We start from the raw sequence: 15,357 nt of genomic DNA, 5'->3' as shown, positions 1-15,357 counted from the left end.
CCGTGGTCGGCCCCGGAAAACGGAAAAGACCCCTCGCGAGGCGCGAGAGGTCTGCGTGCGGGCGGTGAACCAGGGAGGGTTACTCCTCGGGGCTCGCTGCCGGCACGCTGCCGTTGATAATCAGCGGCTGCTGCATGCGGGCCATGCTGGCAGAACCCGGCTGCCGCCCGGAAAGCCATCTCATACTGCGGACTACGGGACGGGGCAGGCGCCCCGCGGTGCTGGGACACGTCCCCGGGCCTGTGGACGTCGGAGGATCAGCGTGTTGTTGCCGCCTGAATGCGGGCGGCAATCAGCGGGCCGACGATGCCGATGGCTACGCCCCCAAGGCGCCGCCGCCGGCAATCAGCGCGGATAGGCTTCGGGCTGCACAGCAGTGTTCCTCCACGGTCAATCCCAGAGCTGCTGTCTCTGCCACGCACATGCTTCCTCCCTCCACCGTGAGATCCAGGCCGATTCCCTTGAGGCCCGTCTGAAGAGCACCCCAGGTGGCTGATAGGTGACTACCTGTCAGTGGTGCTCGCTAGATTGGTCCGTTGCGCGAGGTTCGCGCCGTAACCTGGGGAGGGACGGATTTGCCGTTGGTGAGCGGATACATCAGGCGGAACGGGACCGTGGTCGGGTCGTACTGGAGAGCGCCCGCCGGCACGAGGAAGCAGACCGCGTCGGCCATCGGGATCGTGGCAGCCGTGTTCCTGTTCGGCAGCTCGCCCGCATCGACGGGCAGCGTGACGGGAGCTGAACGGGCGCCGGCGCCTCGTTCGTCATCGGTGGTGACCTATCCGATCAAGTGGCCGAGCTCGGGCAGGGCGGCGCCCCATCCGGCGCCGGCCGTGTCCTACCCGATCAAGTGGCCTGGGTGGAAGGAAAGCGCTCCGCGGCCGGCTCCGACCGTGTCGTACCCGATCAAGTGGGACCGAAGCGGGGGTGGCAGGTGAGCCGGCGCCCTGCTCGGCGGCGTCCGGCGAGGCGACGCTCACGTAGGAACGCCGGTGGTGAGCAGCTGGTTCTGATCGGTGGCGGGGTGCTTTTGGTGTGGCTGCTCCTGACTGGCCTGGTCAGGTTCCTGGCCGCCCATCCGTGGATCCCGGTCGTCCTCTTGCTGGGCGCAGGCGGGTTGGTGGCGGTCTGGCTGGTCCGGCGGCAGCGGGCAGTCCAGTGGGAACGGGTGCGGTCCCAGGGTTTGCGGTACGCGCTGGCGCAGCTGGATGCGCTGCATCATCGGCAGTTCGAACACGCTGTGCGGGATTTGATGCACCGCGATGGATGCGTGGATGCCGTGCAGGTCGGCGGTGCCGGTGACAATGGCGCGGATGTGAAGGCGACCGATCCCTTCGGGCGGCGGTGGGTCATCCAGTGCAAGCACCGGCGGGACGGGCTGGCGGGGGCCGCGATCGGTACCCCGGAGCTGCACGTCCTCAACGGAACCGGCCGCCCCGTCCACGGAGGCGACGTCGTTGTCCTCGTCACCAACGGCAGGTTCACCAAGCCGGCGGTGGAGTTTGCCCGTGACCAGCGGCTGCATCTGGTCAATCGCGCGGTGCTCGCCGAGTGGGCCAGCGGGTCCAGCCCCCTGTGGGAGCTGTTGCGGGCTGTACCTCCCCCTCGGCGGCCCACGCCCTTGTCCTAGATATCGGAGCGCTCCGACTTCGCCGAGGGCTGGCTGCCCGCATGTAGCAATGCCCCGACATCGCTGTGGCTCGGCACAAAGCAGCATTTCCGCCGCCGCGGAACCCCCGCCCTTCGCACCCGCGCCGACAATTCGGGTGAGCGTCGGGCGGGCCGGAGTCCGGTCGGCGGACCGGCGTGATGGTGTTGGCGGTGTCATCCCGCAAGCACATCGCAGCAGACAGGAACCGGACCGTGCCCGAGCAAGCCACCGCCACCATGACCGACACAGCCAAGCAGCGCATCTTCGCCATGCTCGACCGGGACGGCGACGGCGCCATCACCCGCTCGGAATACCTCGCGCGGGTCGACCGTGCGGCGGCCGCCATGGGCCGAGGAGCCGACGACCCCGTGGTGCACACGGCACGCGCCGCGCACGGGGAGGTCTTCGCGGACATGGACGCCGACCACGACGGACGGGTCACGTTCGAGGAATACCGGTCCTGGGCCGGACACGACTCCTTCGAACGGTCCTGCCGGCCCGCCCTCGGCTCGCTCTTCGACATCGCCGACCACGACGGTGACGGCCGGCTCACCCGCGAGGAGTTCACCCGGCTGCGCATGGCATCCAGCAACACCGAGGGCGACGCCGCCCAAGCCTTCGACGACCTCGACACCGACGGCGACGGTCTCGTCGACCGCGACGACTACCTCGCCGGCATCCACGACTACGTCACCACCGGTTCTTCCCCCATGGCTGCCGCCTACCGAACCCTCCCGGCCCTCTGACCCGCCGCCCTGGTCCGGCCCGGCCCCCTCGATACTCGGCGGGCCTGCGGCGGGCAGGAGTGCGCCTCGGAACAAGGCGGCGACCGCCCCAACCCCGGCCACCGTTTCCGGCGTTGCTGCCGGCCGGGCCGGAACGTCGACTGAGACCCGTCCTCAACAATGCGCCTGCCAGTCACGGGGCTTGCGCCTCGCTCGGTGTTCAGCGGATGGCTGCGGCATGCAGGTCCCTGAGTCAGAGCGGTGGGTCTTCGCTTCGCTGCATCCGCCTGTGCAGGTACCAGCGTCGACGCCCCATCCCTCTTTACGGGCACAAGCCCACGGTCGGCCTCCCTCCATCACCCTTCACCGGCCGGCAAGTAGACCGCCCACGATCAATCTCCGGTATGTCAGGAGGTGGGCATGTTCATTCACCCGTACGTGACTGGGCGCGTTCACGCGTATGCCGACAGGCGAGGGTGCGGCGGGTCGGTCCTGTGGAGCAAGCAGGTCCGGTCGAACGCGAAGGCCCTGACGGTTCCCTCGGCTCCGCTACCGCGCGGAGCCCCCTTCGCTGTGTCCGGGCGGCAGGACGGAGCGCGGGCAGTGCCGGATCACCTGTGACCTGCCCGGCCGGTCCGCGTGGCGCAGAAAGGGTTCAGACGGGGGCGGGGGGTCAGCATCGGCCCATGTTCCTAAGTGCCGGCGGACAGGAGAAGGGTGTCGGCACCGGTCAGGGTGAGCACCCGCATCGGCGCTCCGTGCACGCCGGTGAGCACGAGCCGGCTGCCGCCATCCGCCAAGCGGCGGCGCAGTATCAGCAGGAAGTTCAGGCCGGAGGAGTCCATGAAGGTCACTTTGGACATGTCGATACGCAGCGGCGCACCGTCGGCCAGAGCCGCCTGGTATGTGGCGACTTCCAGGGTGGGGCAGGATGTGAGGTCCAGATCTCCGGCCACGGTGATGGTCGTGCCGTCGGAGTCTTGGTGGGTGGTGAGGATGAGATCGCTCATGGTTCGCCCCTCTCTTCAGGGGTCGAGCCCAACGCACCCCGGCTGTGGGGTGCCAGGAGCGTGACGTGGGGTCACGCACAGACCAGCAAGACCACCCGAACCGCGTCCCGGCCCTCCGGTGAGAGCCTGCGCGGGCGGCTCGGGGTCTCCTACCAGACCAGGCTGGTGTCTTGCGACCATCCCACACCACCCCCTCACACGGAAAGCCCGCTATCCGCCCACCGTCCGCAACAAGACGCCGCAGGTCCCCACTTCGTGGTCCGCACCGTCCCGCCCCGCGCCGCGGATCGACAGCCGCCGAGGTGGCCACTTCCGTCAGAGCCGGCAGCCGGTATCAGTGCCGTCGGCCAGGGAGATGACCGTGGTGATGCGCTTTCCGACAAGTTCGCAGTGGATGGAGAAACTCTGCCCGAGGGCCATCACGATCTCCAGCCCATGCCGGCCGATCCGGGTCGGATCGGGATCGATAGGGACCGGGAGAGTGGGACCGCTGTCCCAGACCGTCACCTCGAGCGCACCGCCAGCGATCTCCAGAGTCAGCAGGCACGGGCCCGGCGCGTACTTTCGAGCATGGGTGACCAGCTCACTGACCACCAGCTCGGCCGCGCCTCTGGCGCTTTCGGACACCGGCATCCCGTGCACGGTTTGCGCATCAGCCAGGAAGACACTGCCCCTGGCCACCGGTGTGGGCGAGCTCGATGGCCAGGGCAGCAAGAGCCTCCCGCAAGTGTTCCGGCCGGTCGACCGTGGGCAGCCGTTCCTGGGACTCTGCCGGCCCGATGGCGGTTGCCCCCAGAGAACCGGCATCGCCTTGAGAAGTCTTGACGGCGTGTGGTCACGTCTGGGGTCAGTGTCGGAACAGCCAGACCACGCGGTCCCACGACAGGGCGTGGTAGACGATCAGCACGCCGGCGAGCGTGATGGCCAGAACATGGGATCCCGCCGCGTACAGTGCCGCTGCGCCGCCGAAGAAGACAGCCAACTCCAGGAGGAACCGCAGCGCGCCGGGGGTCGCCACCACCGTTCCGCCGGACCGGGACTTGTCGCCGGGGGTGGCGAACACGCCCCACAGCACGGCCACAAGGACCGGGGCCACGACTACAAGGACGTACCGCAGAGGTCCTGGCGTGGTTGTCCAGGCCCAGACCGCGAAGCATGCGAGCGACACCAGTTCCAGAACGAACCGTACAGCGAGCGTGGACGCGTGAAACCCGAATCCTGACGACATGCGCGAGATCCCCTCCCCTATAGCCCTCCGCGGATGTGAGCCGCCGGCGGCCGAGAGCGGACAGGAGAGCAGACCACCGGCACCCCGGCTCCGGGTCTACCCTTCCCTCGATATGCCGGGCAGGGCCGCTGACCTCGCCCCCCCCAACCACGCGGGCCACCCTCGACCAAGGTGTCACTGTACCCGGCCAGACCACCGCGTCCTCAGGAAATGCCACCGCCGTTACCCTGGCCGGTAGGCCACCGAACCGCAGCCGGAACCGGAGCCGAGGGCGTGGGGTCAGGTGCCGTTTCGGGAGGCGGTGGCGCGGCGGCGGGTCCAGACCAGAGCGCCGGCGGCGGAGCCGCCGAGGAGCAAGGCGCTCAGGGCGTAGAGGCTGTCGCTGCCGCCCCCGTCCGCCTCCTCGCCTGCGCCTGCGGCCCAGCCGAAGCCCGCTTCCACCGCACCGACCGGCTGGCCGGTGATCTGGTAGGTGACGGTCTGCTTGATGCGAGGCGGGCACTTGAGGGTCACCGTGTCCGTGCCGGAGACGGCGTCCAGCGGGAGCGTGAACTTGCCCACCAGCACGCCCTCCCGGTCGCCGGGCAGGAAGTGGAACTTCCCGCCCGCCTCCGACTCGCCCTTGCCGTACGTCTCCTTGCCGCAGGCGGTCGTGCTCACGGTGACGGTGGTCCCGGGGGCCGCATTCTCCGGATTGACCCGGACGTCGCCGTCGGGCGCCGCGACGGCGGGGGACGCGGACAGGACGAGGGCGCTCAGGACCAGGGCGAGCTGGGGACCCGTACGTGCCAGACGCATGCTTCTTCTCTCCTTCGGCGGAGCTTTCCCGGCCGGCTGGGCAGCGCGGCTCCTGTGCTGTGCTCCGTGCACGAGCAGAACCCCGACCGGTGAGCACCGCAACGGGAGATTCGCGCGCGCTGTCCCCCGGTTGGGGTCTTGATCCGCCCTACTGGTGATCATTTCCGCAGGTCACAGCTGCTCGTTCGGTACTCGGGACCGGACGGCGTCCTGCGCGCGAACGGGCTAGGGCACGCCCTAGCACTCAGGATCACGAGCAGCGCTGGTGCTGCCTGGTCCGGTGCGACGCGAGGCTTCAAGACCTGTCGTGCCCGGCCACGAGGGAGCGGTCAGTCCCGGCCCAGGATGGCCGTGAGGGCTTTCCGCAACACCGCTCCGGGATCCGCCGTCGCTCCTTCGGACCGCCACGCGACGAACCCGTCCGGGCGGACCAGCACGGCGCCGTCCCTCGTGACGCCGTGGACCTCCGCCCAGTCCGTGTCGCTCGCGGAGGAGAGCTCCGCGTCGGGCCGGGCGCCGATCCGGTACGAGTCGAGCGGCACCGACAGCTGCTGCGCGACGCGTGTCGCCGCGGTGTGCCAGTGGCCGGCTCCGTCCTCGGAGCTGAGGAGTACCAGGGACCGCTCGTACAGGTCGAGGGTGGAGACTCGGGTACCGGCGCGGTTCAGCCACATGTGGGGGGCCCGGCTTCCGGGTTCGCCCGTCAGGCGCAGTCCGTCGGACACGACCGGCATCGTCCGGTCGGTGCCCACGACGGCTCCCTGTGGATAGCGGTAGCCGAGCACCTCGTTGAGGATGCCGGCCTTCTTCCCCTTGGGGCCGCCGGCTCCGGGGCCGGGGCCGGGGACGTACCCGGGGTGGCTGTGTTCGACCGATCGCGCCGCGGCCCGGGCGCTCGTCACCTCGGCGACCGGGCGGCGCTCCGCGTCGTAGGACGCGAGGAGGCCGGGACCGGCCCAGCCGTCCAGTACGGCCGCGAGCTTCCAGGCGAGGTTGTGCGCGTCCTGGATACCGGTGTTGGAGCCGAACGCCCCGGTGGGCGGCATCTCGTGGGCGGAGTCGCCGACGAGGAACACCCGTCCGTCGGCGTACCGCTCGGCGATCCTCTCGGCCGCGTGCCAGGGAGCCCTGCCCGTGATCTCCACGTCGAGGTCCGGCACGCCCACGGCCCGCCGGATGTGTTCCCTGCACCGCTCGTCGGTGAACTCCTCGAGTGTCTCGCCGCGTTCGGGGTGCCACGGGGCGTGGAACACCCAGCGCTCGCCGTTGTCGACGGGCAGCAGGGCCCCGTCCGCGTCAGGGTTCGTCAGGTAGCAGACGATGAAGTGCCGGTCACCGACGACGTCCGCGAGGCCGCGGGAGACGAAGGTGATGCTCACGTTGTGGAACAGGTCGCCCTGGCCGTTCTGCCCGATGCCGAGCCGCTCGCGGACCGGGCTGCGCGGGCCGTCCGCCGCGACGAGGTAGTCCGCGCGGATGGTGGTGTGCTCACCGGATTCGCGGCTCTTGACCTGTGCGGTCACCCCTTCGGCGTCCTGCTCGAAGGACATCAGCTCCGTCGAGAACCGCAGATCTCCGCCGAGCTCCCCAGCGTGCTTCAGCAGCACCGGTTCAAGGTCGTTCTGGCTGCACAGACACCACCCGGAGGGGCTGAAGCGGGCGATGCCGCCGCCGGGGTCGATCTCCTTGAACAGCCACTCGCCGACATCGCCCACCAGGCTCGGCGTCTGCAGGATCCCGTTGTTGGCTGCCAGGACCGACGCGGCCTCCTGGATGGGCCGTGTCACTCCGGCGCTGCGGAACACCTCCATCGTGCGCACGTTGTTGCCGCGGCCGCGCGGGTGGATCGAGGTGCCGGCATGGCGCTCGACCAGCGTGTGCGGCACTCCGAGACGCCCGAGGAACAGCGAGGTGGACAGGCCCACCAGCGAGCCGCCGACGATGAGTACGGGCGTGCGGTGGCCGGTTGCTTCCCCGGCCGAGTCGAATCGGGTCATTGCTCGTCTCCGGCGTCGCCTGCGACGCGAGTTGGGGATGGGATGCAGATTCATTCCCTTCGGGGACGGGTTCACGTGCCCCGGGCACCCGGATGACACGCGGTTCACTCGTCCGCTTCATGCGGCTCGCGCGCTGTCGGCGCTCCTGTCAAGGATCGACGCATGTCAGCCTCGGCGTTTCGGCCAGGTAGGTCGTCTCTCCACCCCCACCGAGAAGAGAGAGGTGTGCCGGATGGCCCCCTCGGGACGTATCTCGCAGTCCGTGTTCGACGGCTCCAGGCTGCGGGTGATCCTCCTGCTCGACCTGTACGAAGGAGCGCAGCAGCAGTTCCTGGACGCGTACGAGCTCATGCGCAAGCAGGTCGCGTCCGTGCCCGGCCACATCAGTGACCAGCTGTGCCAGTCCATCGAGAACCCCTCGCAGTGGCTCATCACCAGCGAGTGGGAGAGCGCGCCGCCGTTCCTCGCATGGGTGAACAGCGAGGAGCACGTCGAAACCGTCAAGCCGATGCACAGCTGCGTCCGGGACACCCGGTCGATGCGCTACAGCATCCTCCGGGAGACGAACCCCGGTCAGCGGACCGCGGCATCGGCCGACGTCCAGGTGGAGCCCCGCGTGGGCGACGGTGTGGCACGCCATGCCCTCACCTTCACCGTCAAGCCGGGTTCCGAGTCGAAGGTGGCGGAGATCCTGGCCGGGTACGAGTCACCCCAGGCCCAGGTCGACGAGAACACCCGGCTGCGCCGCACCTCCCTCTTCATGCACGGCAACCGCGTCGTGCGTGCCGTGGAGGTGGAGGGCGACCTGCTCGTAGCGCTGCGGCACGTCGCCCGGCAGCCCCAGGTGCGAGCGGTCGAGGAGGCCATCAACCCGTACCTCGAGCAGGACCGGGACCTGACCGACCCCGAGTCGGCACGGTTGTTCTTCACCCGGGCCGCGCTGCCGGCCGTCCACCACGTGGTGTCCGACCGGCCTGCTCCGGCCGGCCTGCGACGGCACGCGCTGTACTACCCGGCCAAGGAGGGCCAGGGGATGGCGCTCGCCCGGCTGCTCTCCCATCAGGACCGGGCCGCCGCGGACGATCCGGACAACCCGGTGCACAGCAGCACCGTGTTCCAGCGCGACGACATCGTGGTGCGCCTCGTCGACGTCACGGGCGACCTCGACCTCGACCCCGTCGCCTCCCTCGGGCTCAAGGGCCCCGGGAAGGCAGCGGAGTTGGAACGACTCCTCGACGGCGCCGCGGTCGGCGTCGAGGGCTCCCTGGAGACGGAGCGCAACATCAACCGGCTTCTGTCGCACGCGGACATGCTGCCCGTCACGGACCGTTCGGCGCACTCCTGACGGCCGGCCGCGGCTCGCGCCGCGGCCGCTCCCCAGCACGTCACTGTCACATCTGGAGGTAGCAACCATGCTCAAGCAGCGTCCACGCATCGTGAACCTGAGCGACACGGAACCCAACCGCAGGCGGGGAGGCGACCTGCGGGCCATGCTCACGCCGGCCACCGTGGGTTCCACCAGCGGCTTCATGGGCCTGGCCATCGTCCAGCCCGGCGAGCGCATCGGCGAGCACTACCACCCGTACTCCGAGGAGTTCGTGTACGTGGTCTCGGGCGCGCTGGAGGTGGACCTGGATGGCGACACGTACGCGCTCCAGTCCGATCAGGGCCTCCTGATCCCGATCGACGTACGGCACCGCTTCCGCAACGTGGGCGATGTCGAGGCCCGCATGGTCTTCCACCTGGGCCCGCTCGCCCCCCGGCCGAGCCTCGGTCACGTCGACACGGAGGTCACCGACGAGGCCGAGCTCGCCGCCGCGGGCCCGCACCTGACCGTGCACGACCCTGGACGGGTGTCCGAGCGAAGCGGGGCCATCGAGTGACCCGGCGAGTGGCCGTCACGGGCATCGGTGTGGTCGCTCCGGGCGGCACCGGGGCGAAGGCCTTCTGGGACCTGCTCGCCGACGGCCGAACCGCGACCCGTGGCATCACCCTGTTCGACCCGGTCGGGCTGCGCTCCCGCATAGCCGCCGAGTGCGACTTCGACCCGGCGGACCACGGACTGGATCCGGACCTGAGCCGCCACGCCGACCGGTACATCCAGTTCGCCGTCGTCGCCGCCGGAGAAGCCGTCCGCGACTCCGGACTCGACACCGACGCCGAGGACCCCTGGCGCGTCGCCGTCTCCCTCGGCAGCGCCGTCGGCGGCACCACCCGGCTGGAGCACGACTACGTGCTGGTCAGCGCGGGCGGGCAGCGGTGGGACGTGGACCACCACGCGGCCGATCCGAAGCTGCACATGGCGTTCTCGCCGAGCACGCTCTCCTCCGTCGTGGCCGAGCAGTTCGGCGCCCGCGGCCCGGTGCAGACCGTCTCCACGGGCTGCACCTCCGGCCTCGACGCCGTGGGCTACGCCTTCCACACCATCGCGGAGGGCCGTGCGGACGTCTGCATCGCGGGGGCGTCGGACTCCCCGATATCCCCGATCACCATGGCCTGCTTCGACGCCATCAAGGCCACGTCGCCCGACAACGACGACCCGGAGCACGCCTCCCGGCCCTTCGACAACAACCGCAACGGTTTCGTCATGGGCGAAGGGGCGGCCGTCCTGGTCCTGGAGGACTACGAGCACGCCAGGGCCCGCGGTGCGCACATCTACTGCGAGATCGGCGGCTACGCCACCTTCGGCAACGCGTACCACATGACCGGTCTGACCAGCGAAGGGCTGGAGATGTCCCGGGCGATCGACTCCACGCTCGACCAGGCCCGCATCGACCCCACGCTGATCGACTACGTCAACGCGCACGGCTCGGGCACCCGGCAGAACGACCGGCACGAGACCGCCGCAGTGAAACGGTCCCTGGGCGCGCACGCCTACGACACGCCCATGAGCTCCATCAAATCCATGGTGGGGCACTCGCTGGGCGCGATCGGTGCGATCGAGGTGGCCGCCTGCGTGCTCGCGCTGAAGCACCAGGTGGTGCCTCCGACGGCGAACTACGAGACCCCGGACCCCGAGTGCGACCTGGACTACGTGCCGCGAACCGCCCGCCCCCGGAAGCTCAGGAACGTGCTCTCCGTGGGCAGCGGATTCGGCGGCTTCCAGTCCGCGGTGCTGCTGACGACGCCGGGTGGGAGGACACGATGAGCAGTGAGCGCCCGCGGCGCGCGGTCGTCACCGGAATCGGTGTGATCGCCCCCAACGGACTGCGTGCCGACGCGTACTGGAAGTCGGTCCGGGAAGGGCTCGGCGTACTGGACCGGATCACCCGTGAGGGCTGCGGGGACATGCCCCTGAAGGTCGCGGGCGAGGTCCGCGGTTTTGACGCCTCCGATCTGATCGAGGACAGATTCCTCGTCCAGACCGACCGCTTCAGCCACTACGCCATGGCCGCGGCCCAACTCGCCCTCGACGACGCCGGCTTCGCCCGGGAGGACCCCGAGGAGCCCTTCGAGATCGGCGTGGTCACCGCGGCCGGGTCCGGAGGCGGCGAGTTCGGCCAGCGAGAGCTCCAGAAGCTCTGGGGCCAGGGATCCAAGTTCGTCGGCCCGTACCAGTCGATCGCCTGGTTCTACGCCGCGAGCACCGGCCAGATCTCCATCCGCAGCGGCCTCAAGGGGCCGTGCGGCGTGGTCGCGAGCGACGAGGCCGGCGGTCTGGACGCCCTCGCCCACGCCGCCCGCGGTGTACGACGCGGTACGGGGGCGGTGCTCGTCGGCGCCGCGGAGGCGCCCCTCGCCCCGTACTCGATGGTGTGCCAGCTCGGCTACCCCGAGCTCAGCACCGTCGAGGACCCGGACCGCGCCTACCGGCCCTTCACCGCCGGAGCCTGCGGCTTCGTCCCGGCGGAGGGCGGCGCGATGCTCGTCGTGGAGGACGAGTCCCGCGCCCGCGACCGGGGGGCGGCCGTCCGGGCCGTGGTGGCCGGCCACGGCGCCACGTTCACCGGCGCCTCCCGATGGGAGGAGTCCCGGGAGGGACTCGCCCGCGCCGTCCGTGTCGCCCTCGACGAGGCCGGGTGCGCCCCCGAGGAGGTCGACGTCGTCTTCGCCGACGCCATGGGCGTACCGGAGGCGGACCGTGCCGAGGCGCTGGCGATCGCCGACGCCCTCGGAGCGCATGCCACCCGCGTCCCCGTCACGGCACCGAAGACGGGCATCGGCCGCGCCTACTGCGGAGCGCCCGTCCTGGACACCGCCGCCGCGGTGTTCGCGATGGAGCACGGCGTGGTGCCGCCCACTCCCCACGTGTTCGACATCTGCCACGACCTCGATCTGGTGATGTCCCGCGCTCGGCCCGCCGAGCTGCGCACGGCCCTCGTCCTCAGCCGGGGACTCATGGGATCCAACGCGGCGCTGGTCGTGCGCCGCGGCGACGACTCCGCCCGGTAGGACCGGGCGGGAAGGAGAGCACACATGATCACCACCGCACTGACCTTCGACGAACTCTCCACGCTGATGAAGCAGGCGGCCGGCGTCACCGTCGACGCCCGGGAGCTGGAGAAGGCGCCGGACGCCCCGTTCACCACCCTCGGCCTCGACTCTCTCGGCCTGCTCGGCATCGTCGGGGAGCTGGAGAACCGGTACAGCGTGGCGCTGCCGACCGACGCCGAGCGCTGCAAGACGCCGGGCGAGTTCGTCGGCCTGGTGAACAACGCCCTCAGGACGGGAGTCTGACGTGGCCGGTCACACCGACAACAGCATCACGGTCGACGCCCCGCTCGACCTCGTCTGGGACATCACCAACGACATCGAGAAGTGGCCCGACCTCTTCAGCGAGTACGCCTCCCTGGAGGTCCTCTCCCGCGAGGGCGACTCCACCACCTTCCGCCTGACCATGCACCCGGACGAGTCCGGGAAGGTCTGGAGCTGGGTGTCGGAGCGCACCGTCGACCGACCCGGGCGGACCGTTCGCGCCCGCCGCGTCGAGACCGGCCCGTTCGACCACATGAACATCCGGTGGGAGTACGAGGAGACCCCGGCCGGCGTCCACATGCGCTGGGTCCAGGACTTCGCGATGAAGCCCGACGCTCCGGTCGACGACGCCTGGATGACCGACAACATCAACCGCAACTCCCGCACGCAGATGGCCCTGATCCGGGACCGCATCGAGCAGGTCGCCCGCGACCGCCGGAGCGCCCCGGTCCTGCCCGGCTGACCGAACCCTGCCGCGGACACCCGCACACCCGCACTCCTGGAAGGACGCTCGATGCACCACGCCCTGATCGTCGCCCGCATGGCGCCCGGCTCGGCCCCGGCGATCGCCGACGTGTTCGCCGCCTCCGACCGTGGGGAACTCCCCCACCTGGTCGGCGTCACCCGGCGTCGCCTGTTCCAGTTCGGCGACGTGTACCTCCACCTCATCGAGTCGGACCAGGACCCGGGGCCGGCCATCGCGAAGCTGACCGGACACCCCGAGTTCCGTGACGCCAGCGAGAAGCTGTCGGCGTACGTCAGCGCGTACGACCCGCAGACGTGGCGGAGCCCCAAGGACGCCATGGCGCAGTGCTTCTACCGCTGGGAGCGCGACGCCGGCTCCTGATCCCCCGAGGTCGGTACGGCAGGAGATCCCGAGGCCGCCCGCCCCGCGAACGACGCGGAGCGGGCGGCCTCGGGATCTCCTCCTTCCTGCCCCGTCAGGCGGGCACGGTGCACTCGAACGCGTGGAGGTACGCGTTGACCGGGCGGATCTCGCCGATGACGAGCCCCGCGTCGGTCAGCCGGTCGACCATGCTCTGCCGCGTGTGCTTCGCTCCGCCGACGTTGAGGAGCAGCAGCAGGTCCATGGCGGTCGTGAACCTCATCGAGGGCGTGTCGTCGACGAGGTTCTCGATCACGACGACCCGGGCGCCGGGGGGCGCCGCCCTGCGCACGTTGGCGAGCGCCCGACGGGTGCTGTCGTCGTCCCACTCCAGGATGTTCTTGATGATGTACACGTCCGCCCGGATCGGGATGTCCTCGCGGCAGTCGCCGGCCACCACACGGACCCGCGGACCGAGCGCGCCGCCGTCCCGCAGGCGCGGGTCGGCGTTCTCCACCACTCCCGGCAGGTCGAGCAGCGCGCCGTTCAGGGAGGGGTGCTTCTCCAGGAGACTCGCCAGGACGTGCCCCTGTCCGCCGCCGATGTCCGCGACGGAGGACACGTCGCCGAGGTCGAGGAGGTCCGCGACGTCCTGTGCCGACTGCTTGCTCGACGTGGTCATGGCCCGGTTGAAGACGTGCGCGGACTCGGGTGCGTCTTCGTTGAGGTAGGTGAAGAACTCCCGCTCGTACACGTCCTCGAAGACGTTCCGTCCGGAGCGCACCGCCTCGTCGAGCTTCGGCCAGACGTCCCACGTCCACGGTTCGGTGCACCACAGTGCGATGTACCGCAGGCTGTGCGGATCGTCCTCGCGCAGCAGCCGGGACATCTCCGTGTGGGCGAAGGTGCCGTCGGGCTGCTCGGTGAAGACCCCTTGGCAGGACAGCGCGCGCAGCAGTCTGCGCAGTGTCCGCGGCTGGGTCTTCACCGCGGCCGCGAGGTCTTCCACGGTCATGGGCGTGTCGCCCAGGGCGTCGGCCACGCCCAGGCGGGCGGCCGCGCGTACGGCGGCGGCGCACGCCGCCCCGAAGACGAGCTCCCTCAACCGCATCGGCGGGGCGGGAGCCGGATCAACCGTTGTCATGTGTTCGCCTTGTCCTTGCTGCGTGCCGTCGGAGATGTGCGGAACCCGGTGGGTCAGCACATTCCGGCGGGTTCCGAGAGGGTGCAGGTGTTGCGGGTGAAGGTGTTTCCCTGACCGGTGTCCCGGTCGGCCAGATCGGCGGGGCTGTTGCGCATCACCACGTTGTCGCGGATCGCGTTCTGCTCGTTCGGAGCACCCACGAAGCTCTTGAACAGCACGATGCCGCCCGAGAGCGGCGAGGCTCCCACATTGCCGACGACCCGGTTCTTCTCCACCACCGTCTCTTCGGCGCCGGTGAGGACGATGCCGGAGCCTTGCAGGAAGGGCAGACGGGGCGTCTTCGGGCAGTACTTGTTGTTGGCATGGATGTCGTTCCGGCGCAGGGTCATGGCTCCGGCACGCGGTTGGGACTCGTCGCCCACCACGAACACCGCGGCGCAGTTCGCGGTCGCCTCGTTGTGGTCGACGGTCACGTTCCGCAGGCGCCGTACGGTGAGGCCGATCCGGTTGCCGGTCAGGCTGTTGTGGGTGACCCGCGTCCCCTCGGCGTCCGTGGCGCCTGCCTCCGTGTCGATGGTGTTGGCCAGGAACAGACCGGCGTCGGCGTTGTTCCGGGCCGTGTTGTGGCTGAAGACGCCACGCGTGGACCTCTCCTGGGCGATCCCCCACTTCCCGTTCTTCTCGGCGAGCACCTTGCGGACCGTCAGCCGGTCGGTGCGGGTGGCCCACAGGCCGTTGGCGGTGAAGCCCCTGAGCGCGAGCGAGCGCACGGTGACGCCCTCGACGGGGTCGCTGTCCGTCCCGGTCACGCAGATGCCGTGACCGGCCTTGGCGCACGCGTCGGCAGCGGTGGCGTCACCGGGCACGAGGACGGTGGAAGCGAAGCCCGAGCCTCGTAGGGTCAGGCCCGAGGTGGTGATGCGGACGCTCTCGCGGTAGGTGCCGGGTGTCAGGACGATGGTGTCCCCCGGCTTCGCGGCGTCCACGGCCTTCTGGATCGATTCGCCGGGCTTCACCAGGTGCACCGTCCGGCTCACGGCACCGGGTGCGGCCGCGCCCAACCCCGAGGCCGTGAGGGCCACGGTGCAGGCCAGCAGGGCGATCTGTCGTTTGGTCATGTGCCGAAGCTAAGAGCGCGTGTTCCGGCCTGCCACCGGTGATCCCCCAGGCGGACCTAGGCATACCTCCCTGGGGTCCACGCCCGGGCGTGGCGGGCGGGTCCTCACGGGAATCGCCGCTCCTCCGTGGACCATGGGGGCCGCCGGGGGCACGTCTCCGGTGCG

16 protein-coding genes are annotated in these 15,357 nt (G+C 70.3%); 9 read left to right on the top strand and 7 right to left on the bottom strand.

Annotated elements, in window-relative coordinates:
• Window positions 1-910: 910 nt before the first annotated feature.
• The gene (locus tag ACF08F_RS11040) at window positions 911-1,630 is read left to right on the top strand and encodes a restriction endonuclease (protein WP_392298265.1); all 720 of its coding nucleotides are present in this window, start codon (window positions 911-913) and stop codon (window positions 1,628-1,630) included.
• A 233-nt stretch (window positions 1,631-1,863) separates the two neighbouring features.
• Window positions 1,864-2,397 carry an EF-hand domain-containing protein gene (locus ACF08F_RS11035; RefSeq protein ID WP_392298208.1) on the top strand — a complete coding sequence of 178 codons (534 nt, stop codon included), beginning with the start codon at window positions 1,864-1,866 and terminating at the stop codon, window positions 2,395-2,397.
• Between the two features lie 671 nt (window positions 2,398-3,068).
• On the opposite strand, the gene ACF08F_RS11030 is transcribed toward ACF08F_RS11035, so the two are convergent.
• The 5 genes from ACF08F_RS11030 to ACF08F_RS11010 form a co-directional block, all read right to left on the bottom strand.
• The gene (locus ACF08F_RS11030; protein ID WP_392298207.1) at window positions 3,069-3,386 is read right to left on the bottom strand and encodes an STAS domain-containing protein; all 318 of its coding nucleotides are present in this window, start codon (window positions 3,384-3,386) and stop codon (window positions 3,069-3,071) included.
• A gap of 315 nt (window positions 3,387-3,701) precedes the next feature.
• Window positions 3,702-4,019 (bottom strand): ATP-binding protein, encoded by a 318-nt coding sequence (locus tag ACF08F_RS11025; RefSeq protein WP_392298206.1) that lies wholly within the window; start codon window positions 4,017-4,019, stop codon window positions 3,702-3,704.
• Window positions 4,020-4,233: 214 nt separating this feature from the next.
• A complete protein-coding gene (locus ACF08F_RS11020) occupies window positions 4,234-4,614 on the bottom strand; it encodes a YrdB family protein (protein ID WP_392298205.1) in 381 nt (126 codons plus the stop codon).
• A gap of 279 nt (window positions 4,615-4,893) precedes the next feature.
• Window positions 4,894-5,412, bottom strand: a complete 519-nt coding sequence (locus tag ACF08F_RS11015; protein WP_392298204.1) for a sortase — start codon at window positions 5,410-5,412, stop codon at window positions 4,894-4,896.
• A 329-nt stretch (window positions 5,413-5,741) separates the two neighbouring features.
• Complete coding sequence (locus ACF08F_RS11010) at window positions 5,742-7,409, bottom strand: FAD-dependent oxidoreductase (protein WP_392298203.1); 1,668 nt, start codon at window positions 7,407-7,409, stop codon at window positions 5,742-5,744.
• 232 nt (window positions 7,410-7,641) lie between these two features.
• Between ACF08F_RS11010 and ACF08F_RS11005 the strand changes: the two genes are divergently transcribed.
• From ACF08F_RS11005 to ACF08F_RS10975, 7 genes are all read left to right on the top strand, one after another.
• The gene (locus tag ACF08F_RS11005) at window positions 7,642-8,754 is read left to right on the top strand and encodes a SchA/CurD-like domain-containing protein (protein WP_392298202.1); all 1,113 of its coding nucleotides are present in this window, start codon (window positions 7,642-7,644) and stop codon (window positions 8,752-8,754) included.
• A gap of 67 nt (window positions 8,755-8,821) precedes the next feature.
• On the top strand, window positions 8,822-9,292 hold the full coding sequence (locus ACF08F_RS11000) for a cupin domain-containing protein (protein WP_392298201.1): 471 nt from the start codon (window positions 8,822-8,824) through the stop codon (window positions 9,290-9,292).
• Window positions 9,289-10,557, top strand: a complete 1,269-nt coding sequence (locus ACF08F_RS10995) for a beta-ketoacyl-[acyl-carrier-protein] synthase family protein (protein ID WP_392298200.1) — start codon at window positions 9,289-9,291, stop codon at window positions 10,555-10,557. The genes ACF08F_RS11000 and ACF08F_RS10995 overlap by 4 nt, the downstream gene beginning before the upstream one ends.
• Complete coding sequence (locus tag ACF08F_RS10990) at window positions 10,554-11,801, top strand: ketosynthase chain-length factor (RefSeq protein ID WP_392298199.1); 1,248 nt, start codon at window positions 10,554-10,556, stop codon at window positions 11,799-11,801. Before ACF08F_RS10995 ends, ACF08F_RS10990 begins: the two co-directional genes overlap by 4 nt.
• A gap of 24 nt (window positions 11,802-11,825) precedes the next feature.
• A complete protein-coding gene (locus ACF08F_RS10985; protein ID WP_015037975.1) occupies window positions 11,826-12,086 on the top strand; it encodes a phosphopantetheine-binding protein in 261 nt (86 codons plus the stop codon).
• A gap of 1 nt (window position 12,087) precedes the next feature.
• On the top strand, window positions 12,088-12,567 hold the full coding sequence (locus ACF08F_RS10980; protein ID WP_033202496.1) for an SRPBCC family protein: 480 nt from the start codon (window positions 12,088-12,090) through the stop codon (window positions 12,565-12,567).
• Between the two features lie 51 nt (window positions 12,568-12,618).
• Entirely contained in the window at window positions 12,619-12,951 is a 333-nt protein-coding gene (locus tag ACF08F_RS10975; RefSeq protein ID WP_327165900.1) for a TcmI family type II polyketide cyclase, read from the top strand.
• A gap of 94 nt (window positions 12,952-13,045) precedes the next feature.
• Here ACF08F_RS10975 and ACF08F_RS10970 read toward each other — a convergent pair whose 3' ends face one another.
• A complete protein-coding gene (locus ACF08F_RS10970) occupies window positions 13,046-14,074 on the bottom strand; it encodes a methyltransferase (protein ID WP_392298198.1) in 1,029 nt (342 codons plus the stop codon).
• Window positions 14,075-14,127: 53 nt separating this feature from the next.
• The gene (locus ACF08F_RS10965) at window positions 14,128-15,192 is read right to left on the bottom strand and encodes a nitrous oxide reductase family maturation protein NosD (protein WP_392298197.1); all 1,065 of its coding nucleotides are present in this window, start codon (window positions 15,190-15,192) and stop codon (window positions 14,128-14,130) included.
• Window positions 15,193-15,357 lie beyond the last annotated feature (165 nt).

The organism is Streptomyces sp. NPDC015130, assembly GCF_043080005.1.
GTDB lineage: Bacteria > Actinomycetota > Actinomycetes > Streptomycetales > Streptomycetaceae > Streptomyces.
The sequence above is the reverse complement of the archived record's forward strand: the minus strand, read 5'-3'. Positions and strand labels throughout refer to the sequence as shown.